Consider the following 22,035-nt stretch of genomic DNA (forward strand, 5'->3'; position numbering starts at 1 on the left):
CTGTAGTTTAAGAATTGTTATCCGGTTTTTCTTCAATTATAGAAACCGTTTCCACATTTTTCTTCTGAATCTGTTCCAACAGCTGAAGTCCTAAAAGTCCACTGATTCCTCCATTGGCCGAATCTCCGCTTCCCCCGATTAATACTTCAGGCATTATTCTTACATTCTGACTTGCTATATTTTCCATGATTTTCAGTTGAGTAAAGTTATTTCCACCCATTGCTTCTACGGAGAGTTTGTAGGATTCTGCATTAGATTTACCGATGGCCAGAATCTTTTCCGCTTCAGCATTACCCGTTAATGAAATTTGTTCAGCACTTGCTTTTGCCAGTAATTCGATCTTTTCTGATTCAGCTTTTGCAAGAAGTCTTGTTTTCTCTGCTTCACCTGTTGCCAGAAGTTTCAATCGGTCTCCTTCCGCATTCGCCTGCAGCCTTACAGAGTTGGCGTCTCCGGTTGCCTTTTTCACTGATGCATCAGCAATTCTTTCCGCAATAATAACGCCCTGATCCGCTTTTACAATTTCTTTCTGCATATCTGCAACAGCCGTTTCTTTTTCCAAAGCCTGACGTGTTTCCTGAGCCAGCATTTCAGTTTCATAAGTAATTTTCTGTTCTTCGGCCAATTTTCTGTCCGTTAAAGTTTTCATTAAACTTTCCGGAGGAACAATCGCTCCAATCAAAGTATCAACAGCGTTGACATTATATTGTTCCAAAACACTGCTGATATGGTCTTTTGCCGATTGCTGTCTTTCTTTTCGGGTTCCTAAAAATGCAATCACATCACTGTCCTGTGCCGAGTTTCTGAAATAATTTCCAATGGTTGGCTCTAAAACCTGACTCACAAGATTAATCATATTTCCAAAACGCGCTATCACTTTTGGAGCTTCATAAGTAGGAATATGAATGATTTGCGAAACATCAAGGTTGAAAGGGAAACCATCTTTACTTCGTACCGTAATGGTTGAAAGATTTTTATCGAGTTGGTGAGATTCGCTTCTTTCATAAGCCCAGTTCAATACTAAATTGGTGGTAGGAACAAGCTCAACCTTCATAATGTAAGGATTAATCGGATATTTTCCGGGACCAATAGGCTCAGACCAAACTCCTTTATGCCCTTTCTCAACAATATTTCCATGTTTAAAATCAACACCACTCAAATCTTTTCCTTCTTCTCCTACATAGCTGATAATGACTCCAACATGACCTATCGGGATTTCCGTCATTTTCACCATTTCAACTTTCGTGAACCAGGGATTCAGAAAATAAGAACCCGCAAGGATTACCTGCTCCTGAAGACCTTTATATCCCCCGCTATTTAAAAAAGTATCAACATCCTGAAACTTATTATGATCATTGATAATTTTACCCGCAATCTGACCTTCTTCTAAAGGACTTCCCTCCATTGTTGTGATAATACCCACTGCATTATCAGGAATCTGGGTCATATCCGTTAATTCTATTTCAAACAACAACGTATTGATCCTATACGATCCAGGTGCAATAATTGCTGTCTGGCGGCCCTTTCTTCCTCCGTTTTTTAAGAAAGCTTCAGCATCCTGAAAAGAATCACAGTCCACTTTTCTCGCTAAAATCCTTCCGGTTTCCAGTTCTACACCATCTTTTGCCAATAACAGACCTATTTGACCAGTCGGAATCACTATAAAAGGTTGAAAATCGATAGAATACTGCCATATCCATTTTCCAAAATAGACTCCCGGAGCTAATGTCTGAGCCTGAAAGCCCGCTTCTCCGTTGGTTGCAATGATCCTTCCTTCCGGAAGTTCCTGCTTGCCTACCAACACGAATTTTTTGGTAACCAATCCTATTTTGTCCTGGGGAACAATGATCAATCCAAAGAAAATTCTTAAAATGAATTTGTAAAAAATCACGCACAAAAGCGCAATTACGGCCGGAACCATCCAGCCATGAAAAGCTAATTCCATAATTTGTTTTTTTGTTTTTTGATTAAATTTGAAAACAGGGATTGTGCTCTGGTTCTTCTGAATATGAGAAACCAGAGTACGAATTATATGATAATTCTTTCGAAAAAATTAAGAAGTTGCCGGAGGAGATGTATTAAAAATCGTGAAGATGATTTCTGATACTTTTAATAGAAAAAACTTAAAGTTAATTAGTTTCATTTTGATAATAAAGGAACGAGATCCTTTGATGGTACAAATGTACATAAGAAAAGTATTCAGTTGTTTCAGAAACTGGCAATTTTTTACAGAAAAAAACAATAATCAACTGAAAATCAATATTATTATTTTCTAAAATCAAATATCAAGCAGTTTCGAAAATTCCATTTTTTGTATAGTATATTCATATTTTAAATTGAAAAATGGCGTTATATTTGATAGAATCTAAAATATCAACCCATAAATATTTAATATGATAAAGCATATTTTATTAGGAACTTTCTGCTTAGCTCAGTTTTCTTTCGTTTACGCCAAAGAAGTTCCCAATCCCAAAACAGACCGTTTTATAACCTCTTCTGCCCTTCAGCAGGTACCCAAAACGGTTATTATTAAAACGAAGAAGTTTAAGATCAGAATCGATAAACAGCCGAATGGCAAATATCTTTACCAGTCCTGGAATGCCAATGCAAAGATTACAGCAAAACCAAGCATGATCATCAGTGATGGTGAACTGATTCCTGATGGTTCAGGAGGAAACTATTATATTAATTTCAACAATGAGGGACACAGCTACCAGATCTGGAGAAATTACCTTACAGATTCTGCGAAAAAAGCACCTTATACACTGGTTGTAAATGATGTTAATGACCAAGAAATCGTTCGTCAGGACGGATATGTTGTTAAAAATTAAGTATAAAGGCGGGAAGATGGAGGATTGAGACGGAAGTTGTTATTGCCTTTCTATAACTACCATTTAAGAACTCAAAATTACTTTCCTTTCTTATAAAATAAAAATCCTGCATTCTGATGCGGGATTTTTTATGTTCCGGATTGTTTTAATTCTGTAAAAAAAGAGCTTTCTTCATAGCTTTCTTTTGCTGCTTTGTAACCGATATTAAAGATCTCTTCCAATCTGTCTTTTCTACGTTCAAAAGTTCCGTAGGAAGATAGTTTTTGGGAAGAAATAAACCAGTCGCAGTACTCAAATTTTACTTTTTCTATCCTGTAGGAAAGCAGATCGTAAGAACGGGAAACAATTGCTTTAATGGAATTCAGATCTTTAATCTTCGCTTCGTTGGGCGGAGAGACAAATACACCGATCAGCTTATCACAATCCTCCCTAATGATATCTGCCGGGAAATTATTCAGTACCCCTCCATCACAATACATTTCATCACCCATGATATAAGGTGTGGTGATTCCGGGAATGGAGCATGATGCGATAATGGCATCCACAATTTCAAAATCTTTATCAAAAATTTTCTGGGTTCCGGCAACAAGCTCTGTGGCTACAATTTTCACTTCTATATCCAGATCACCTAATTTCATTTCATGAAAAATAGGTTTCAGATAGTTCCTGAAAATTACCGAAGAAACAAGCCCCGGTTGATTGAACGTAAAGTGTTTCCAATTGAAAAAATACACAGAATTGAAAAATTCCAGGATTTCTTCAGGAGTTTTTCCTATGGCATGAAGACAGCCTACAATAGATCCGGCGCTGCAGCAGGAAAGGATATCAATTTCAATACCTTTTTCCTGTAAGAATTTTAATACTCCTGCATGAGCGATTCCTTTGGTACCGCCTCCTGATAAAACAAGTCCTACTCTCTCAAAATTCATTGAATAAATGTAAGGAAACAGCCTGAAATAATTAAGTTAATTTTTATAAATATGCTAATTTTAAAATTATTTTAAGAAAATCCATTGTATACAAGCTAAAATTTAATCAGAAACCTTTTAAGGAAAACAGATCATAAGCAATAAACCTAACAGGTTTTTGAAACCTGTTAGGTTTAATTTACGCATATTTATACTCTACATCAAAAAAAAGCCTGGATTTCTCCAGGCTTTTTTTATATAGATTTCTGTATTTCAGATTAGATGTGAATCACTTCACCGTAAGCAGCAGCAGCAGCTTCCATAATCGCTTCAGAAACTGTTGGGTGCGGGTGGATAGATTTGATGATCTCGTGACCAGTAGTTTCTAATTTTCTGGCAACAACAGCTTCAGCAACCATATCTGTTACTCCTTCACCAATCATGTGGCATCCTAACCACTCACCGTATTTAGCATCAAAGATTACTTTGATAAATCCGTCTGTATTTCCGTTTGCAGTAGCTTTACCACTTGCAGAAAGAGGGAATTTACCCACTTTGATTTCGTATCCTTTTTCTTTAGCCTGCTTTTCAGTAAGACCTACAGAAGCAACTTCAGGGTGGCAGTAAGTACATCCAGGGATATTGCCATAGTCGATTTTTTCAACGTGCATTCCTTTGATTTTCTCAACGCAAGTGATTCCTTCTGCAGAAGCAACGTGAGCCAATGCCTGAGTTGGGATAATATCTCCGATGGCATAGTAACCAGGTACTGAAGTTTCGTACCATTCGTTGACCAATACTCTTCCTTTATCTGTCTGGATTCCTACTTCTTCTAATCCGATGTTCTCGATATTAGCAGCAATACCTACAGCAGATAATAAGATATCAGCTTCAAGAGTGATGTTTCCGTTAGCTGTTTTTACGGTAGCTTTTACTCCTTCACCGCTTGTATCAACACTTTCTACAGAAGCGTTGGTCATGATCTCAATTCCTGTCTTTTTCAGAGATTTCTCTAAGTGTTTAGAGATTTCTTCGTCTTCTACAGGTACGATGTTTGGCATAAATTCAACAACAGTTACTTTAGTTCCCATTGTGTTATAGAAGTCAGCAAATTCTACCCCAATAGCTCCAGAACCTACAACGATCATAGATTTTGGCTGCTCAGGAAGAGATAATGCCTGTCTGTATCCGATTACTTTTTTACCATCCTGTGGCAAGTTTGGTAATTCTCTTGAACGAGCTCCAGTTGCAATAATGATGTGAGTACCTGTATATTCAGTTACTTTACCTTCTTTATCTGTAACAGAAACTTTTTTACCTTTCTGTACTTTTGCAGTACCAAGAATTACGTCAATCTTATTCTTTTTCATCAAGAATTCGATTCCTTTGCTCATTTTGCTGGCAACACCACGGCTTCTCTGAATTACATTCGGGAATTCAAAGCTTGCCTCCACTTTATTCAAACCATAATCTTCAGCATGGTTGATATAATGAAAAACCTGAGCAGATTTCAATAAAGCTTTAGTTGGAATACATCCCCAGTTAAGGCAGATTCCCCCTAAATTTTCTTTCTCGATAATTGCGGTTTTGAAACCTAATTGCGCTGCTCTGATCGCAGTAACATATCCACCAGGACCACTTCCAATGACAATAATATCGTAATTCATTACTTTAAAAATTTTTATGCGAATTTAAGGAAAAATATTGGATGTTTCATGTTTCTGCAAACTGATCTTAAAATGCATCAATAAAGCTATTTTCATTAAATTTTAAACAAAGAAAGAGAACACAAAACGCATTCTCTTTCAATAAATTTTCTTTTACATTGAAAACTTCTCAAAGTTCAATAGGTGAAAAACGGCATTTCCTGTTTTAATTACCGCAAAAATTCTGTATTATTTTGCCTGTCTAAGTAATCGTTTTTCAGTCGCATATCTTTGATTTAAGGCTTTCATCTGATCTCTCTTCATCTGTTTGGTAGCAAGAGGGTGATTAAGGATCAATTTTTTTTCTGTATTGTATTTTTTGGTGAGCTCCTGCATTTTAATATTCACCAACTCACTTTTTGAAGGATGTGGAGGAACGGGTGGATGTTTCTGTGCAGAAACATTCATGGATAAACCTAGTAACAGTACTGTTGAAATTAATAACTTTTTCATAATGTTCATATTTTTGAATGATTTCAATTAATTCAATATCATTTAATTAAATTCATTCCGGTTCATTATCAATCTTGCATATATCATACCAATATTTTTTTATAACCCGTAAAAAACACAATGTAATATTAAAAGATGCTCTATTTTTCATACATTTATTTATCCTTTAAATAAGCGTTTATGAAGACTTCCACGAAAAAAAACAATCAAACTAAAGACAGCATCTGGATGAAAGAACCGGAAGATCACGATTTTCCCGCAGCACAGGATTATCTGGAACTCCTTTTCGAACCGGATGAAGCCAAAAAAATGGTTGAAAAACTTAAGACCGCTCCTACTATTACCAAAAAGTCAAAAGACATCTTAAGAGCCAGTAAGCTTGCTTTGCTTCCGGAAACCAATATTCATGTAAAAGAAAACCTGAAAAAAGTAGAAAAAAACAAGAAACTTTCTCCTATCCTGCTGGTAAGAGGTGAGCATGAGCTCATTATTGCAGATGGGTATCACAGACTATGTTGCAGCTACTATCTTACTGAAGATCTGGAAGTCCCTTGCAGATTAGTTTAAAAATTCATTTAATTATTTGACAACATATTGTATTATTAGTATTAAAAACATATAAATTATTCTTCAATAGGTGAATTTTGCATCATATTTTTTTTATTTTTGCTTGAAACCAATTTTATTAAATATGAAAAAATACATCTCAATTCTTTTATTTGGAGCTTTACCCTTATCTGCACAAGTAGGTATTAATACCCTAACTCCAAACAGTACTCTTGCCATCAATGGTTCATTAAGGGCTGGATACACTCAAATCACTGCCACTGCATATAACATTTTGTCAACTGATCATTATATTACTTATAACGGAACAGCTGATGCCACATTCACCCTTCCTGTCATTGGAACGGGAACAACAAGCTTCACTGGTAGAATTTATAAAATCAAAAATATATCTCCGAATGCAATTACATTACAGGCTTCCAGTGGTAATACATTAAGGATTGATAATACTCCGGTTGCTTCTTTTGTAATTCCTACAGGAGCTTATGCAGAAGTGGTAAATAATAGTAATACCACGGGAGGAACATGGGATTTATCTTTTACGGTTCTTCCTAAACCCAGCAACGTAGAGATTTATGGTACACAGCTTTTTATTCCTCCACACGCCTTAGGAACTACAGCTATTGCAGACTGGACTAACCATTTTAATCCTGCCTATGACTCTGGTTCTGCGACTGACAGATGGTGGATTGTAAGTAAAGCATCTGTAGACAATGCTCATACTTCGCTCTATACCAATGCCAGTAGAATGACCCTTGTTTATGAATATCAGGGTACGCCGTTTAATGTTACTAATATGTATCCAATTCTTACCGCAGGAAACAACTCCAGTTTCCCGGATGTATTTACTGCTTCGTTTGTAAGTCTTGCCAATAATGGTACTGCCGGAAGAACCAGACTTACAGTGTCTGTAGCACGTGTTGATTTTATGGGAAATAACGGATCCAATAACAGTAACTGGACAGGAACTTTCTTACTGAATGTTCTTTTGGCCAGAAAATACTACAGATTCTTACAACATATACAAAAAAGAGCAGATTTTTCTGCTCTTTTTATTGTTATAATATTTCAATATTTTGTTTTAAAGAAAGGTTTTTTGATGAATTTCCGACCATGATTCTGTATGTTCCTTTTTCAACTACCCATTTCATTTTTTCATTTAAAAACTGTAATTGTTTTACTGGAACTTCGATGATGACTGATCTTGATTCTCCAGGCTGTAATTCTATTTTCTGAAATCCTTTAAGCTCAATAATGGGTCTTGAAACAGAGGCTAACAGGTCTTTCACGTAGAGTTGAACCACTTCACTTCCTGCCCTTGAACCTGTATTTTTTATATTTACTTTGGCAATAATGGTGTCATGTTCGGAATATTGAGCTTTATTCAACTGTAAATCTGAAATTTCAAAGGTAGTGTAACTTAATCCGAAACCAAACGGATACAGTGGTTCACCACTCAAGTCATGGTAATCGTTTCCTCTGCCCGTTGGATGGTGATTATAAATTAAAGGTAACTGGCCTTCTTCAACAGGAAAGGTGATGGGTAATTTTCCAGATGGATTTTCAGTACCAAAGAGTGTTTTTGCAACCGCATTTCCGCCTTCTTCACCAGGATACCAGATGTCTAAGATGGCTCCAACTTTATCTTTCCAGGCTGTTGTTTTTATAGCTGAACCTCCAACCAAAACAACTGCTGTGGGTTTATTCAATGTTGAAACTTCATGAATAAATGATTCCTGATTTCCTGGCAGGCTGAGAGATGAACGATCCTGAAATTCTCCTTCATGAATTCCGGCTGCAATAATGATATAGTCTGCTTTTTGAGCAAGATCTAAAGCTTCTTTAAAATCTTTCTGATAATCATGCAAACCATAGTTCCAGATCAGTTCCAGATTGGCTTCACCGCGGTTTTCATGAAATTCAATCTTAAGATCATATTTTTTTCCTTTTACGAAATCTACAGCAACCGTTTTTGTGGAATAGCTCAGTTTTTCCCATTGATCAATGACTAATTTCCCGTCGAGATATAATCTGAAACCATCATTTCCTCGTAACCCCAATTGGTATTTCCCTGATTCCGGCGCTTCTAATTTCCCTGTCCAGCGGACACTGTATTGATCGGGCTGAAGTTTTTCAGGATCGGGAGAATATAAGGTCCATTTGAAATTAAGCTGTTCATCCTGTCTTTCGAAGGCTGGGTTTCCTTTTAAATCTGTATTAGAAAAATAGCTTCCTTTTAATCCATTTTTGTTGTCTGAGGACAAATATTCATTTGGAATGGTGGTAAAATCTTTTACATTCCAGTCAATACCTTTTGAGTACATGATTTCAACTCCTTTATTCCTGGCATAATTTTTAAGTCCATCAATAATATTTATTTTCTTATTTCCAGGCCCGGAATAGCCGCCTAATCTGGCGTCTGCAGCATCTGTACCCACTACCAGAATCTTTTTTATATTCTCAGAAACAGGAAGTGTGTTATTATTGTTCTGCAGCAAAACGAAAGATTCTGAAGCTGCTTTTTCTGCTAAAGATTTATGATTCAATTTCTTTAATTCTTCAATTTCCTTAGCCGAAACATAAGGATTTTCAAATAATCCGAGCTCAAATTTGGCTCTCAATACTCTTGAAACGGCATCATCAATTCTTTCTTTCGATATTCTTCCATCCAAAAATGGTGGTATAAAAAGCTCATAATGTTTGTATTCTGTCTGAAAAATCACGTCAAGCCCGGCATTGATTGCTTGTGCAGAGGCATCATCATAATCTTTTGCTGTGAAATGAAGCACATTCGCTCCACCAACTGCACTTGCATCGCTGATCACGAAGCCTTTGAAGTTCCAGTCATTTTTTAATTTTTCTGTTAACAGCCAATGGTTTGCAGTTGAAGGTCTTCCATCGAGTAAGTTATAGGAAGTCATCACCGATCGGCTTTTTCCTTTTGTAAAAGCATTGTGAAAAGGAATTAAATGAGTTTCCTCAAGGTATCTTTTACTCCAATGAATCGGATACGAATCTCTTCCTCCCTCACCCACATTCGCTAAAAAGTGTTTAGGGGTGGTAATAATCCCCAAATTTTCAAATGAACTGACAAAGCTGACTCCCATTACGGATGTCAAAAAGCGATCTTCACCATAGGTTTCTTCTGTTCTTCCCCATCTCACGTCGTTTGCAAGATTGACCACTGGTGTCAGAATCTGGCGAATTCCTCTCAGTTTTGACTCTGTTGCAATCGCCGCTGAAACTTTTGTCATCAATTCCGGATTAAAAGTGGCGGCCAGACCAATTGCCTGAGGAAAGGCCGTAGCTCCCTCCCGAACCAATCCGTGCAAGGCTTCATCAAAAGGAATAATGGGAATTCCCAATCTTGATTCTTCTATGAAATATTTTTGAATGTCATTGATTTTCTTCACCAGTCTTTCCGCATCTTCATTGGCATTATATTTCAATAATTGTCCTGCTGCTCCACCTCCCTGATTTACTGCGCTTACCTGTAATCCAAAAATCCCATGGGAATATTGGTCTTTCGGAACGTTATCCAAATCTCCGGGAATCATGAAACACTGCCAGAATTTTTCTTCCGGAGTCATTCTCTTCAACAGATCCTGAACTCTCGTTTCAATGGGTTGTTTGGGGTCTTTATATAAAGGTTTTTGAGCAAAAGTAATCCCAACATTCAACAGTAATGCGACTCCAGTAAGTTTAAAGCTAATAGATCTCATTATTGAACGATTTGAATTACGGTAGCATATTTCAGGTTTTTCCTTTCTTCAGGTAATTTGATTTCAAGTGTATTTTCCCCTGATTTCTTCCATTGAATTTTGTTTGATAACCCTAAAATTTTCAAAGATCTTGGTTTAAAATTATCAGGAATTGTAAAACTTAATGTTGATGGAGACTCATAATTTGTTTTTTCATTTAAATGAAAAATATTCACTGTTTTTCCATCTTTGCTTTGCGTATAATAAAAATTTCCTTCGTGGTAGGGAGCAATACTTCTGGTTGCAAAAACACCTGACTGATTTTTATCCATCCAGCCGGAAATCTGCTGTAATCTTTCATAGACTATTGGATCATAATCTCCATTAGGTCCGGGAGCAATATTCATAAGATAATTTCCACCTCTTGAAATGATTTTGACCAATGTTTCAATGATCTTTTGAGAAGTTTTGTAGTTGTCATTCGGAACATAGGAAAAGGAATCTCCCATCGTGATGCAGCTTTCCCAAGGGATGGAAAGTGCGTGTTCCGGAACTGCCTGCTCAGGAGTAACATAGTTTTCCCACTTGCCAGGAACAGTACGGTCTACAATGATAATTCCGGGCTGATTTTTTCTGGCCATCGTTCCAATCTTGTCCATATCGATATCCTGTTCTACTTTGATGGTACGCTGCCATTCAACTTTAGGATCTATGGTGTGAAAAGGACGCACCCATCCTCCATCTAGCCAAAGAATATCAATTTTCCCATAATTGGAAGTAATCTCATTCAGCTGATTGAAAGTGAATTTTTTAAAGTTCTCCCATCTTTCCGGATATTTCTTCGGATCATAGTTTACATTTCTGTCTTTGGGTGGAAAGTAAGGCCACCAATAGTTATCAGAATGCCAGTCAGGTTTTGAAAAGTAAGCTCCTATTTTAAATCCTTCTTTTCTGAATGTATTGAAAATTTCTTTCGTCACGTCGGATTTTGGATTTTTTGAAAATGGTGTTTTGGGAGAAGTGATTTTATAATCCGACTGTTGGGTATTAAACATAGCAAAACCATCATGATGTTTGGTCGTAAAAACAACATACTTCATTCCGGCTTTTTTTACGGCATCAGCCCATTTTTGCGGATTGAACTGTGTCGGATTGAAAGTAGTCTGAAGATTTTCATAGTTTTTCACATATTCGTAGTAAGATTTTCCGTGCTCAGGTTTTCTCTGCGTCCATGATTCGTCTTCAGGACATAAACTCCAGCTTTCTACAATTCCCCATTGGCTGTAGGTTCCCCAATGCATAAACAGCCCGAATTTCATATCCTGCCACTGCTCCAGATTTTGGGTAACCAAGGGATCTGTAGGCTTCTGATAGCCGTCAGACACATTATGAGCCTGCGAAAATGCTATTGAACTTATCAAAAAGTATGAAAGAAAAAGGGGTTTTACTTTGGATGTAACCGGCATATGGAATAGTTTTCCGCTAATTTAATTATCCTTTGGGAAACCCGCAAACATTAGGCTTCCAAGAGATTAAGAATTGCGTCATCAAATTCTGGATAGGTAAACTGAAATTCGTTTTTAATGAGTTTTTCAGGATAAACGTTTCTGCTTTTTAAGAGTAATTCCGTTTCTGTATTCAGGAATACTGATGCAACTTCCAGCTGCCACACAGGAGCATTCAATCCAAATGGAATTTTCAGTTTCTTTCGAAGTTTTTTCATCATATTTTCATTGGAAACAGGCTCTGGAGCAGTTATATTAATAGTTCCTGAAATAGTTTCATTCTGAATAATCCATTCTACTGCTTTGCAGAAATCATCAATATGAATCCAGCTTACCATCTGATTTCCTCTTCCTTGCTTTCCTCCTAAGCCTAGTTTTGTAATCATTTTCAGCTTTGGAAAAGCTCCTCCATTTTTCCCTAAAACAATAGAAGTTCGAAGAGCAACTTTTCGTATTTTTTCATTTTTAACTTTAAAAAATTCTTTTTCCCAGCTCTTACAGATATTCATAGAAAAGTCATCTCCGATAACTCCGTTTTCTTCTGTATTGAGATGTTTTTCAGAATGAACATAAATAGTTGCGGAGCTGGCATTCAGCCAAACTTTTGGTTTTTCAGAACAAAGATCTACCGCTTTCTGTAATATTCTTGTGCTGTCGATTCTTGAGGAGTAGATTTCATTTTTATTTTTCTCATGATAGCGGCAATCGACAGATTTTCCTGTAAGGTTGATGAGAACATCTGCTTTTTCAAGACTGCTTTTCCATTCGCCTATAGTTTGGGCATCCCAATAGATTTCGTTTTTACGTTGAGGATTACGGGTAAGGATGTAGACTTGATTTCCTTTTTCTGTAAAATATTTTTCTAAGTTTTCGCCGAGAAATCCGGAACCTCCGGCTATGATTATTTTCATTGTTTTGAAGTTTAAAGTTTTGAGTTCAAGGTTTAAGGTTTAACCACAGATGACACAGATTTTTACAGATGTTTATGAATAGAGCAAGATGTTTTTTAATCTCTTCACTTTTCAGCTGATGTATTTCTTGGTTTTGACCTGAATTTCTGAACCTTCGGCCAACATTACAGAAATGGGTTGCTGGTGATTCAGGCATTCGAAATCATTTCCATAGATCTTTTGAAAATCAATTTCCAAATAGTGCTCTTTTACAGGGTAACAGTCCCATTTTGGGTGGCATACTTCGTATTCGGAGGTTGTATTTTCTTTTTTTGTAAAGCCAAAATAGTGTTCCGTAATAAATTCAAATTCTGAGTTGTCCTCCATTGGTTTTGGTGTATTTTCTGCCGTAACCTGAATGGAATGCCAGCTTTTATCTTTCCAGGAATACCGGATCAGCAGTTCATCTTCTTTTTCATGAATCTGATTTTTCATCGGCATAGTATGATAGTTTTCCTTGTATATGGAATTTGCTACCAGGCTTAATGCAGGCTTGGGAACAATCTCTTTGATGAATACCACTCCTCTTTTCCAGATTCCGTTTTCTTTTTTCTTTACATAAAATCTTAGATTTACTTCTTCGAAATTCCGGTGAAAAGGGATTGGCAGTCCTAATAATTTAGTATTTAAAAACATAAACCCGACCAGACTTACATAGCATTTGCCTTCGTAAAAATCAAGTTCTGTCCCTTTTGGCAGGTATGGCAGTAAAATATCAGGATTGATTTCGTAATTGATGATGGCCAGTTTTCGCCATTCTGCTTGTACAAAATTCATAATTGTGTATTTTTTGGATTAAAAAATGGCTATTCCGTCATGGGTAGAAGATTCTGCAATCGTTTTGATCATTTCGTTTCTTTTGAGCAGAAACTTTCTGAGATATCCGGTAAGAAAAATGACATTAAATAATTTTCCAATGATGCCCAGCGGAGATTCGAATTCAAAAATATCGGTCATGAGTGTTTTCCCGTTTACCGTTTTGAAAATATGCCTGTGACGCATAGATTTGAAAGCTCCTTTCTGCATCACATCAATGAACTGAAGCGGTTTTTCCATGCTGACAATTTTTGTAGTGAGGTTTTGGTAGACTCCCAGATGTTTTGCACGCCAGGTCACGGTTTCATTTTCTTCAATCAGTCCTGAGGTGCGTCCTGCAATTGCTTTTTCATGGGATTTTGAGGTAGACTGCTGATGCAGATCAATATTCCTTGCCAGATCAAAGACATAGTGAATATCTGCTTTGATGACTGTGTTTAAATAGATTGTTGACATTTTTTAAAAGGTTTGTTTTTTATTTAATTCCGGTAAAGCATTATCTATTCTCTCCGCAAGCTTCGGAAGTTTTATGGTGGGCACTGCCGGAAAAAGGTGATGTTCCATGTGATAAAACATACTGAAGCTCAATTTATTCTTCCAGAATCCACGTTGTGTCCTTGCCATATCCGGGTGACCCTGAGTATCATGATGAACCGTCCATACAGCAAAGAATGCCATCAGAAATTCTCCAAAAACCATGATCAATACATGATACATCAGAAAATGAACCTGAAAATAAAAGACAATGGTTATAATGATGGCTATAGATGCCAGTTCCAGAAGCATATTTTTCTGATATGTCTTATTCGCTTTTTTAAAAGTAATCCAATGAATGAGAAACATATGTTTAGGTCCATACATAATGGCCTGATACCATTTCATAGAAGCTGATTTGCCTTCGTAATCTTCTTCCGAAAGACAGAATTTATGATGTCTTATATGATTGAATTTTACAGCATGGATGGAAGCGATCATGGTAAGACTGTTAAGATATAAAGACAGCCATGTTAATCTTTTTCCTGTTCCTAAAGAATTATGAAAGCCGTTATGCACCTGTCTCAATGCTGTAAGAAAGTAAAACCCTGAAAATGGCAGCGCTAATGCATAATATCCTTTATGGGCTAAAAATATAGAAATAAAAAACCATGGCAGGCTGATGTTGTTTTCAATCAGCATTTCCTTTAGAGAGAGTTTCTTTAGGTCTTTCCACTCTATTGCTCTGATAATTTCAAGATGATTCATGTTTTTAATTTTTTAAATGGTTTTCAGAATGATGTTTGTATGGCTCATACATCTTATAACAATCATACACATATGCAGCTGCCATCACTGGACTATATAGAAGGGAGATCATTAAAACATATCCAAAAAAATCATTGATATTTTTCTCTATAAGCAACACTGTTATAATAATCCAAATCGGCACTATTACAATCCCATAGGCTACATATAACACTGATTTTTTTGTTCCAAGAAATAGCTTGATCAGAAAGCTTATCAATTGTGGAATTCCTACTATAAAATAAAACAGAACAAATCCCGACAAACCACCAAATATAAAAGCCTGGGGTCCTACTATGATGAAGAACAACTGAGTGTAGTAATCATATTTTGTAAATGTTTTCATGGTCGTTATCATTTAAAGTGATCCTTTTCTTCTGAAATAAATAATCAGGAATAAGTGAATGATTAAATTTTTCATAATTATTATTCATTTAAAATATTCAGTAATTTTTGAAATATAAATTCAAATAAAAAACTAGTTTCTTCTCACATGAAGAATTTCAACCAGATCCAGATATCTTTTGTGAGATAGGATAGAAAGTCTGTTTTTGATAAATTGATTTTTAAGATCTTCAAGGCTTTCATTTTTGTTGATATAGTGAAACAGTTTTCCAAATTCGTTTCCAAAAAGCTTTGAAACAAGTACTTCGATATACCATTTCACACAGCTGAATCTCCACTTTGTTTTCGGTTTTACAAATTCTACAATGATGATTTCTCCTTTTTCATCAATGATTCTTGACAGTCTGTCGGCAAAAATTGGTTTCTGATCTTCTTCTATTGTCTTTGTTCCGTAAGAGCAAAGTATGATGTCCATAGAATGATCCGGAATCTGGCTTTCAAAAAAATCTTTCTGGATCTGTTGTATTGATAGCTTATTTCCAAATGTTGCAGCCAGTTTCATATGCATTGCTGAAGAATAATCCAGTGCTACAATGGCGGTATTTTTATTGTGAGATTGGATAAATTCCAGATTTTCTCCCTGTCCGCTCATCAGATCCAACACTCTTTTGTCTCCATAGCTTTTTACCTTTTGAACGGCCATCTTTCTGAACAGTCTGGTAAACCCTAGAGATGCAATTTCGTTAATATAATATCTGGGTTGCAGGCGGTCAAAATATTGTTGCAGATCATTCATTTTCAGATTGTGTTTTTATAGATTGTAATACATGGGTTTGCATTTTATCAATGATATAGCCGGACCATTTTTTCCAGTACCATGTGGGTGCTATTTTGTAACTGTATTTTGTTTTTGCTATTATTTTTGTTTTATTTTCTGACAGTTTATCTAAAGTAATTTCGCCATAATTCACGATAAAATAATCACGTAAATGCTTGGCATCAATATCTTCATAAGGTGTTATCTCTTTCATTGGAACGGTTTGATTTTCCAAAGAGAATTTTACTTTTTTATTTTCTATAAACTCATCAATATTAAGTTGTAATTCATCATTATTGGTCTTGCAGCTATAGCCTAATTTTCCGTTTTCATCTACCAGTTTTATATTCTTTGGATAGCTAACTCCTTTTTCAAACAGAATAAAATCAGGGGTATTGAAATTGATTTGTGTATTTAAAAGTTTCCAGACTTTATCATTTGAAGAGTTTACAATCATTTCTGTTGTAATAGTCTCCTCAATGGGTTTTGTATAGGTATCAAAAATATAAGATGCCGGATTAATAAAAAGAATGAATACTATAACACTTCCCGTATTTCTTTTCTCATCAAGAACCCCAATAATAAAACCAATCGTAAAACCCACGAACATGGCAAAGCCGATAAATGGAATAGCCATAATAATGCAAATAGCTCCTTCTGTTCCGGCTGCTATTAAGATCACAGAGAAAATAACTAATCCTAATACTATTTTAAAGATGGTCTTCAGAATATTCGCCAACCCGATTCTTTTAAAATACTTTACATATCCAATGATAAATCCTATAGAAACCGGAATGGTAAAAAATAGAGTTACACCGTACTCGCCTTCAGTAACCAGAAAAAACCATATACCAGCAATTAAAACAACTGTTAGAAACAGGCTTAAATAAAGGTATTTTTTGAAAAAATTCTTCATGATATTATAAGTTTTATATTTTCAGTAATTTTTGAAAATTAAATTGAAATAAAAAAGGATTTTCACCCTCTTTTGTTCTTTATTTCAACAGATTGGTAATCTTTCCTACCAGCCAATGATCATCACTTTTTATCGCCAGATCCATGATATTATTGATTTTCCCGGTTACAGAGCTGAAATCGTTCATTAGCTTGATAAACTCCTGAGCTTCTTCCGAATCTTTATCCTCAATATTTTTTAACTCTTCTAGAAAGGAAATCACGGGTTCTATTTCTCTTTTTCTGCGTTCTTTTGTAATTTGTTTGAACAGGTACCAGACATCTTTTTCTGCTACGAAGTATTCTTTACGGTCGCCTTTCACAAATTCTTTTTTCACGATTCCCCAATCTATCAGGGCACGAAGATTCATATTGGCATTTCCTCTTGAAATCTCCAGCTGTTCCATTACCTCATCGGTAGAAAGAGGCCTTCCACTTGCCAGAAGCAGCGCATGCACCTGTGCCATCGTACGGTTGATTCCCCAATTGGTAGCAAAGGTTCCCCAGGTTTGAATATATTTTTCTTTTGCTTCTGAAAGTTGCATTTTGTTTCCTTTTTTAATTTCTGTAACAAATGTAATTATATTTTTTGAATTTTCAATAATTTTTGAAAATTAATTTTTAAAATAAAACAGACATCCCTGAGAATGTCTGTTTGGGGTTAATAAAATTTAAAATTAAGGTTCTATTTCCGTAGTTATTCCCTGATTCCAATACTTAGCTTCCGGCATGTAATACAGATATACATTGCTCGATTTTCCGGTATAAGTTCCTGCAAATTCTACTTTAAGATCAAGGTTAATGGTTTTTATTTCCTCAGCATCGAAATGCTCCCAGTACAAAACAAGATAGTTGTCAAAAATTTCATAGTAAGAGACTTGTTTTTTATCAATAAGATCTTTCAATAATGCATTTTGAAGGGTAAGTCCCGCCGGAATACCTATTTTGGCTATTGTCATGGGCAGCTGGCCATTGATTTTGTTTTTAATGGTAACAGTCATTCTGTTGGTCTCCCCTACTTTTGATATCCCGGATTTCAGTTTTGTTTCCATAGTAAGAGGAATATCTTTGCTTTCCGGAGCCTGCAGGGTATAATACTGGTATCCCAGTTTATAAGGCAGTCCTTTTTGTGACGGATAATGAATACTGATATCATTTCCTCCAGCTTTAAATGCTGACGAAAAACTGATCATAGGAGAAATTTGTGCCTGATTAATCTTGATAACAGGCTTTTCAGTTCCATATATTTTTTCATTTTTAGAGAAAAACTCAGACAGCGCCTGTATTGCCAGTGTAGTTGCCTGGGTAGAACCGAATCCAAAATACCCATCGAAAGCAATCAACATATCTACTGCTTCTGCAATTTTCAACTGGTTTAGTTTTTCATCTTTCTGAAGTGCCATAATATACAATGAAAGGGCTTCCGCCTCTGCAGACCTTCCCCATGAACCTGTAAAAGTGATTTCAGATTTTATATTCTTCGCTTCATACTGCTTGTCCAGAATTTTCATCAGATCGTCATATTCCTGTTGTTTTCCAAGATCTGCAGCCGCATTGGCAAGTAAAGCCAGCTGATACGTATCTTTTGTAGTCATAGCTCTTTTTAGCGTGACCTGAAAGGTATCTTCTATTTCATTTTTGAAGCCCAGTTTGGATAAAGCATAAACAACGTACATATTTCTCGACCAGGAATATTCGGAATACGTTTTTTTGGATTCATAGGGTCTTCTGACTTCAAATAATCCGTTTCCGCTTTTTCTGGATAAAATAAATGAAGAAAGTCCCTGAATAATTTTAGCATCCGGGTTTACATATTTCTTTAATTCTGTAAATTCCAATAATGCAAATGCAGAAAGTGCCACGTCTGATTCTTCAGAACTGAAATATCCGATCCCTCCATCTTTATTTTTATAGCTCAGCATTTTCTGGAAACCTTTTTTAAGGTTTTTAATCACCAGATTTTCCGTTGCTGTATCTATTTTTTTAGCCGATTTTAAATAATCCAGAATAAAAATAGTAGGATACACTGTTGAAGAAAGCTGTTCAAAACATCCGTAAGGTTCTTTCTTCAGCTGCTCAATATCTGCAAACATCTGTAAAGCAGCGTTTTCAAATACATAATAAGATGAATAGAAACTTCCGTTGATATGCTCCGGAATATTGATTTTCAGATCTTCTGTTTTATTATTGATGATGGAAAACCGATGTGGGAATCCCTTTTCTTCTGCTTTAAACGGAAGAATCATTGTTTCTCTGAAATCTCCGGATCTTACTGAAAACTGAATATCAGAATTGATAATCTCATCGGCCTGCATTTTGACAAATAACTTTCCTGATTCTAATGGTTTCAGAGTAATCAGACTGTCAGAACTGATCAATTTGACATGATTGGGAACAATCACCTCCATGGTCATTTTACGTGTTTCGGAAGAATTATTTTTAATCACTACAGGAATCACCATCTGATCCGTTCTCGTTAGATATTGTGGAATTTTAGCATCCAGTGAAATAAGGCTCTGTGCAGCATAAGTGGTTTCATTTCTACCTAAAAGCCCTGTTGCAGAAATACCTTCTGTCATCACTCTAAAAGTAGAATTGGCATCTGAATTATAAAACTCTACTTTTGCCTTCCCTTTTTTATCGGTTTCTAACACTGGATTCCAGTAAAGCGCTTCTCTGTAATCAAAACGGTAGGAAGTGTTGGTGGTTTCATATTCCGGATAAGCAAATTCTCTTGTGCCAGCGTATGATATGAGTCTTCCATATGGCACAGTTTCTACAGCAATATAAGATTTCGGAGTGATATCCCATTTGATTTGCGAACTTCCATTTTTATAAGAGTTAATAATCACCACTCCATTTGAAGCTCTGCTTCCGTAAATAGCGGTAGCGGCAGCGTCTTTCAGGACGGTGATACTGTTGATATCATTGGGGTTGATAGTTGTATTAAAATTTTCGACGGGTGTTCCATCAACGACAAATAATGGATATTTGTTGCTAACGGAGGCTTCTCCTCTTATTCTTATTTGTGCATTCGCTCCAGCCTGTCCAACAGGGGTTATGGTTATTCCGGCAGCTTTTCCACTTAGTAATGAAGCCACATTAGGATTTTGAATTTCTAAAGAAGATGTTATGGTATTGGATGCCACAATACTTTTGCTCTTAGCTATTGAACTATATCCTAATACTACGACTTCTTCAATACTCTTATTTCTACTGATTGTATCAGTTTTTGATCTTCCCGGACGATTTACCTGACTGGTGTTGTTTCTGTTTTCTGTTTTTGTTTCTTCCTTTTTTTCGGCTTCCTTTATAATTTCTTCAACATCTATATTGGATAGTTTTTGTTTTTCTAAAGGATTAATATCCAGATTATAAGATAAAATTCTGATTTTCAGTTTCTGCTTAGGCTGATAAGATTTTGCAATAATTTTGTATGAATTTCCTGCATTTAAATCTGAAAAATAAAACTTCCCATTTTCCGCAATGGTCTGCTTAAGAATCTTTTTATCATTAGTGCCTACAAGAAAAACATCAGCTTTTACTGTTTTCGTGTTCTCATCTTCCACTATACCGTAAATAGTATTTTTCTTTTCGGGAAGGTATTTGTATTTGTTGGTCTTCAGTATTTCGGGGATCAATTCGAAATATCTGTAACCATTCGTCAGCATAACAAGATCAAGGCTTTTATCAGCTTTTTCTTCTTTTTTATCGAAGTAAAACTGAGGTTTTTCAATTTTCCCTTTCAGTTCAGAGTCCATCAAAAGCCATGAGATGAGATGATTCTGCTTATCGTCTGCATATGTCCAAAGCTTATCATCTACCACGCTCATTCCGAGGTTGGCAGGAACGGGTTTATTATTTTCATCGGTAGTTTCAATATTCAGAATAACTTTTTCTCTTGGCTGATAATGTTTTTTCACCGGAGTAACCTTTATATTGAGCTGGTTCTTTTTATTGGTGAAAACAATACGTTCTGCAACTGGAATATTGTTTTCCAGAACAGTAAATCTGCAAATTCCTTTCGGGAAGTCTTTTGCTTCAATTTCCAAAGAATTCATTCCTTTTTTTAACAGAATTTCTTTGCCGTACACTTCTTTTCCACGGAAACTTCCTTTCAGGGTAATCGTTTTTTCCTCTGTTGAAATGATGGTGAAACTCAGTTTTGTGTTCTCATTTTGAACATTCAACACCAATCCTTCATTTTTTGCTACTGGTAAGTTAAAAATCTGGGCTATATTGTCTGGTTTTATAACTTTAGCATAATAAGTTTCTCCTCTTTTAGGGGTAAAACGGAAGCTTCCCATGCCGAAATTGTAGGCTGAAATTTCTTTTATTTTTTCATGATTCTGATTGTAAACAACTAAAACAGCATCTACAGGTTTTTCAAACTCATCAAGAATTTTAAAAGCTATATTCTGTTCTATTCCATTAATAAAAGTTCCTCCTTCTGGTAAGAATTTCACATCCAGATTATTCAGAACAATTGGGATATTTCTGGAAATAGATTCTGTAAATCCGTCAAAATTCACTTTGATATTTAAAAGGGCATCTGAAGATTTCAAAACTTCAGGAAGCTTAAAAGTCAAAAGTTTTTTCCCATCTTTATCGGTAATCAGTTTTCCTGCAGAAATGCTCTCTCCATTATGCATTACCGTATAATCTGCTTCGTAAAAAGGAATTGGAAGACTGCTAAGACTTCTCATGGAAAAGTCAGCGGTCACCTCATCTCCCGGACCATATCCTTTTTTAGGAAAATCCAGTTTCATGAGAATCCTTGGTGATACTATTTTCTGGAGGGTAATTTCTTTTTCGAAAATATTTTTCCCTTCTTCATTCTGCATCCAGTTGGTATAGGCTCTGACTTTATAAATTCCGCCTTTCATGTCTTCATCAAAATAGAAATAGCCCTGGGCATAGCCATTGGTAATTTCATATTTTAATTTTTTCACAACACTTCCTGACGGATCAATGATTTCAAAATTAACAACTCTGCTGTCTTCTGCCGGAAGGTTATTATTTCCTTTTACCACGTATATTTTAAAATACATTTCCTCTCCGGGTTTATAAAAAACGTGATTGGTCTGAATATAAGTTTTCTCTTTTTCAAAATCCTGAAATGATTGCTGAGCTTTTAGAGAAATCGTTGATAATAATAAGCTCAAGAGGATGATATAGGGTGATATAAATTTGAAATTCAT

18 protein-coding genes are annotated in these 22,035 nt (G+C 35.8%); 3 read left to right on the top strand and 15 right to left on the bottom strand.

Annotation, left to right across the window (positions count from 1 at the left end):
* Positions 1-7 precede the first annotated feature (7 nt).
* Positions 8-1,945: an SPFH domain-containing protein gene (locus LKL37_RS09465; RefSeq protein WP_431610307.1), complete on the bottom strand. Its 1,938-nt coding sequence runs from the start codon at positions 1,943-1,945 to the stop codon at positions 8-10.
* A gap of 448 nt (positions 1,946-2,393) precedes the next feature.
* On the opposite strand from LKL37_RS09465, the gene LKL37_RS09470 reads away from it, so the two are divergent.
* On the top strand, positions 2,394-2,831 hold the full coding sequence (locus tag LKL37_RS09470) for a hypothetical protein (RefSeq protein ID WP_431610308.1): 438 nt from the start codon (positions 2,394-2,396) through the stop codon (positions 2,829-2,831).
* 128 nt (positions 2,832-2,959) lie between these two features.
* Here LKL37_RS09470 and LKL37_RS09475 read toward each other — a convergent pair whose 3' ends face one another.
* The 3 genes from LKL37_RS09475 to LKL37_RS09485 form a co-directional block, all read right to left on the bottom strand.
* Complete coding sequence (locus LKL37_RS09475; protein ID WP_431610309.1) at positions 2,960-3,760, bottom strand: patatin-like phospholipase family protein; 801 nt, start codon at positions 3,758-3,760, stop codon at positions 2,960-2,962.
* Between the two features lie 257 nt (positions 3,761-4,017).
* Positions 4,018-5,406, bottom strand: a complete 1,389-nt coding sequence (gene lpdA / locus LKL37_RS09480) for a dihydrolipoyl dehydrogenase (protein ID WP_047378183.1) — start codon at positions 5,404-5,406, stop codon at positions 4,018-4,020.
* A 228-nt stretch (positions 5,407-5,634) separates the two neighbouring features.
* The gene (locus tag LKL37_RS09485; RefSeq protein WP_105680809.1) at positions 5,635-5,898 is read right to left on the bottom strand and encodes a hypothetical protein; all 264 of its coding nucleotides are present in this window, start codon (positions 5,896-5,898) and stop codon (positions 5,635-5,637) included.
* A gap of 180 nt (positions 5,899-6,078) precedes the next feature.
* Here LKL37_RS09485 and LKL37_RS09490 point away from each other — a divergent pair, with 180 nt between their 5' ends.
* Both LKL37_RS09490 and LKL37_RS09495 read left to right on the top strand, forming a co-directional pair.
* The gene (locus tag LKL37_RS09490) at positions 6,079-6,465 is read left to right on the top strand and encodes a hypothetical protein (RefSeq protein WP_431610310.1); all 387 of its coding nucleotides are present in this window, start codon (positions 6,079-6,081) and stop codon (positions 6,463-6,465) included.
* A 124-nt stretch (positions 6,466-6,589) separates the two neighbouring features.
* Entirely contained in the window at positions 6,590-7,582 is a 993-nt protein-coding gene (locus LKL37_RS09495; protein WP_431610311.1) for a hypothetical protein, read from the top strand.
* On the opposite strand, the gene LKL37_RS09500 is transcribed toward LKL37_RS09495, so the two are convergent.
* From LKL37_RS09500 to LKL37_RS09550, 11 genes are all read right to left on the bottom strand, one after another.
* Positions 7,524-10,187 carry a glycoside hydrolase family 3 N-terminal domain-containing protein gene (locus tag LKL37_RS09500; protein WP_431610312.1) on the bottom strand — a complete coding sequence of 888 codons (2,664 nt, stop codon included), beginning with the start codon at positions 10,185-10,187 and terminating at the stop codon, positions 7,524-7,526. The genes LKL37_RS09495 and LKL37_RS09500 overlap by 59 nt on opposite strands.
* The gene (locus LKL37_RS09505; protein ID WP_431610313.1) at positions 10,187-11,632 is read right to left on the bottom strand and encodes an alpha-L-fucosidase; all 1,446 of its coding nucleotides are present in this window, start codon (positions 11,630-11,632) and stop codon (positions 10,187-10,189) included. The genes LKL37_RS09500 and LKL37_RS09505 overlap by 1 nt, the downstream gene beginning before the upstream one ends.
* A 50-nt stretch (positions 11,633-11,682) precedes the next feature.
* Positions 11,683-12,582 carry a TIGR01777 family oxidoreductase gene (locus tag LKL37_RS09510; RefSeq protein WP_431610314.1) on the bottom strand — a complete coding sequence of 300 codons (900 nt, stop codon included), beginning with the start codon at positions 12,580-12,582 and terminating at the stop codon, positions 11,683-11,685.
* 111 nt (positions 12,583-12,693) lie between these two features.
* Positions 12,694-13,398, bottom strand: coding sequence for a YqjF family protein (locus LKL37_RS09515; protein WP_431610315.1), 705 nt, complete (start codon positions 13,396-13,398; stop codon positions 12,694-12,696).
* A gap of 18 nt (positions 13,399-13,416) precedes the next feature.
* Positions 13,417-13,893 carry an SRPBCC family protein gene (locus LKL37_RS09520; RefSeq protein WP_431610316.1) on the bottom strand — a complete coding sequence of 159 codons (477 nt, stop codon included), beginning with the start codon at positions 13,891-13,893 and terminating at the stop codon, positions 13,417-13,419.
* A 3-nt stretch (positions 13,894-13,896) separates the two neighbouring features.
* On the bottom strand, positions 13,897-14,679 hold the full coding sequence (locus tag LKL37_RS09525; RefSeq protein WP_431610317.1) for a fatty acid desaturase: 783 nt from the start codon (positions 14,677-14,679) through the stop codon (positions 13,897-13,899).
* Between the two features lie 4 nt (positions 14,680-14,683).
* Positions 14,684-15,064, bottom strand: a complete 381-nt coding sequence (locus tag LKL37_RS09530; RefSeq protein WP_431610318.1) for a hypothetical protein — start codon at positions 15,062-15,064, stop codon at positions 14,684-14,686.
* A 132-nt stretch (positions 15,065-15,196) separates the two neighbouring features.
* On the bottom strand, positions 15,197-15,859 hold the full coding sequence (locus LKL37_RS09535; protein ID WP_431610319.1) for a class I SAM-dependent methyltransferase: 663 nt from the start codon (positions 15,857-15,859) through the stop codon (positions 15,197-15,199).
* Positions 15,852-16,796, bottom strand: coding sequence for a hypothetical protein (locus LKL37_RS09540; RefSeq protein ID WP_431610320.1), 945 nt, complete (start codon positions 16,794-16,796; stop codon positions 15,852-15,854). The genes LKL37_RS09535 and LKL37_RS09540 overlap by 8 nt, the downstream gene beginning before the upstream one ends.
* Positions 16,797-16,875: 79 nt before the next feature.
* Positions 16,876-17,379, bottom strand: coding sequence for a GbsR/MarR family transcriptional regulator (locus LKL37_RS09545; protein WP_047388136.1), 504 nt, complete (start codon positions 17,377-17,379; stop codon positions 16,876-16,878).
* Positions 17,380-17,511: 132 nt separating this feature from the next.
* Positions 17,512-22,035 (bottom strand): TonB-dependent receptor plug domain-containing protein, encoded by a 4,524-nt coding sequence (locus tag LKL37_RS09550; protein ID WP_431610321.1) that lies wholly within the window; start codon positions 22,033-22,035, stop codon positions 17,512-17,514.

It is taken from the genome of Chryseobacterium sp. 'Rf worker isolate 10', assembly GCF_050753305.1.
Classification (GTDB): domain Bacteria; phylum Bacteroidota; class Bacteroidia; order Flavobacteriales; family Weeksellaceae; genus Chryseobacterium.

Excerpts from the sequence above, each read along its gene's own strand:
- LKL37_RS09470 (WP_431610308.1), top strand. The coding sequence starts at position 2,394 with ATGATAAAGCATATTTTATTAGGAACTTTCTGCTTAGCTCAGTTTTCT.
- LKL37_RS09550 (WP_431610321.1), bottom strand. The coding sequence starts at position 22,035 with ATGAATTTCAAATTTATATCACCCTATATCATCCTCTTGAGCTTATTA.
- LKL37_RS09535 (WP_431610319.1), bottom strand. The coding sequence starts at position 15,859 with ATGAATGATCTGCAACAATATTTTGACCGCCTGCAACCCAGATATTAT.
- LKL37_RS09510 (WP_431610314.1), bottom strand. The coding sequence starts at position 12,582 with ATGAAAATAATCATAGCCGGAGGTTCCGGATTTCTCGGCGAAAACTTA.
- LKL37_RS09475 (WP_431610309.1), bottom strand. The coding sequence starts at position 3,760 with ATGAATTTTGAGAGAGTAGGACTTGTTTTATCAGGAGGCGGTACCAAA.
- LKL37_RS09495 (WP_431610311.1), top strand. The coding sequence starts at position 6,590 with ATGAAAAAATACATCTCAATTCTTTTATTTGGAGCTTTACCCTTATCT.
- LKL37_RS09515 (WP_431610315.1), bottom strand. The coding sequence starts at position 13,398 with ATGAATTTTGTACAAGCAGAATGGCGAAAACTGGCCATCATCAATTAC.
- LKL37_RS09490 (WP_431610310.1), top strand. The coding sequence starts at position 6,079 with ATGAAGACTTCCACGAAAAAAAACAATCAAACTAAAGACAGCATCTGG.
- LKL37_RS09505 (WP_431610313.1), bottom strand. The coding sequence starts at position 11,632 with ATGCCGGTTACATCCAAAGTAAAACCCCTTTTTCTTTCATACTTTTTG.
- LKL37_RS09545 (WP_047388136.1), bottom strand. The coding sequence starts at position 17,379 with ATGCAACTTTCAGAAGCAAAAGAAAAATATATTCAAACCTGGGGAACC.
- LKL37_RS09520 (WP_431610316.1), bottom strand. The coding sequence starts at position 13,893 with ATGTCAACAATCTATTTAAACACAGTCATCAAAGCAGATATTCACTAT.
- LKL37_RS09525 (WP_431610317.1), bottom strand. The coding sequence starts at position 14,679 with ATGAATCATCTTGAAATTATCAGAGCAATAGAGTGGAAAGACCTAAAG.
- LKL37_RS09465 (WP_431610307.1), bottom strand. The coding sequence starts at position 1,945 with ATGGAATTAGCTTTTCATGGCTGGATGGTTCCGGCCGTAATTGCGCTT.
- LKL37_RS09500 (WP_431610312.1), bottom strand. The coding sequence starts at position 10,187 with ATGAGATCTATTAGCTTTAAACTTACTGGAGTCGCATTACTGTTGAAT.
- LKL37_RS09540 (WP_431610320.1), bottom strand. The coding sequence starts at position 16,796 with ATGAAGAATTTTTTCAAAAAATACCTTTATTTAAGCCTGTTTCTAACA.
- LKL37_RS09530 (WP_431610318.1), bottom strand. The coding sequence starts at position 15,064 with ATGAAAACATTTACAAAATATGATTACTACACTCAGTTGTTCTTCATC.
- lpdA (WP_047378183.1), bottom strand. The coding sequence starts at position 5,406 with ATGAATTACGATATTATTGTCATTGGAAGTGGTCCTGGTGGATATGTT.
- LKL37_RS09485 (WP_105680809.1), bottom strand. The coding sequence starts at position 5,898 with ATGAAAAAGTTATTAATTTCAACAGTACTGTTACTAGGTTTATCCATG.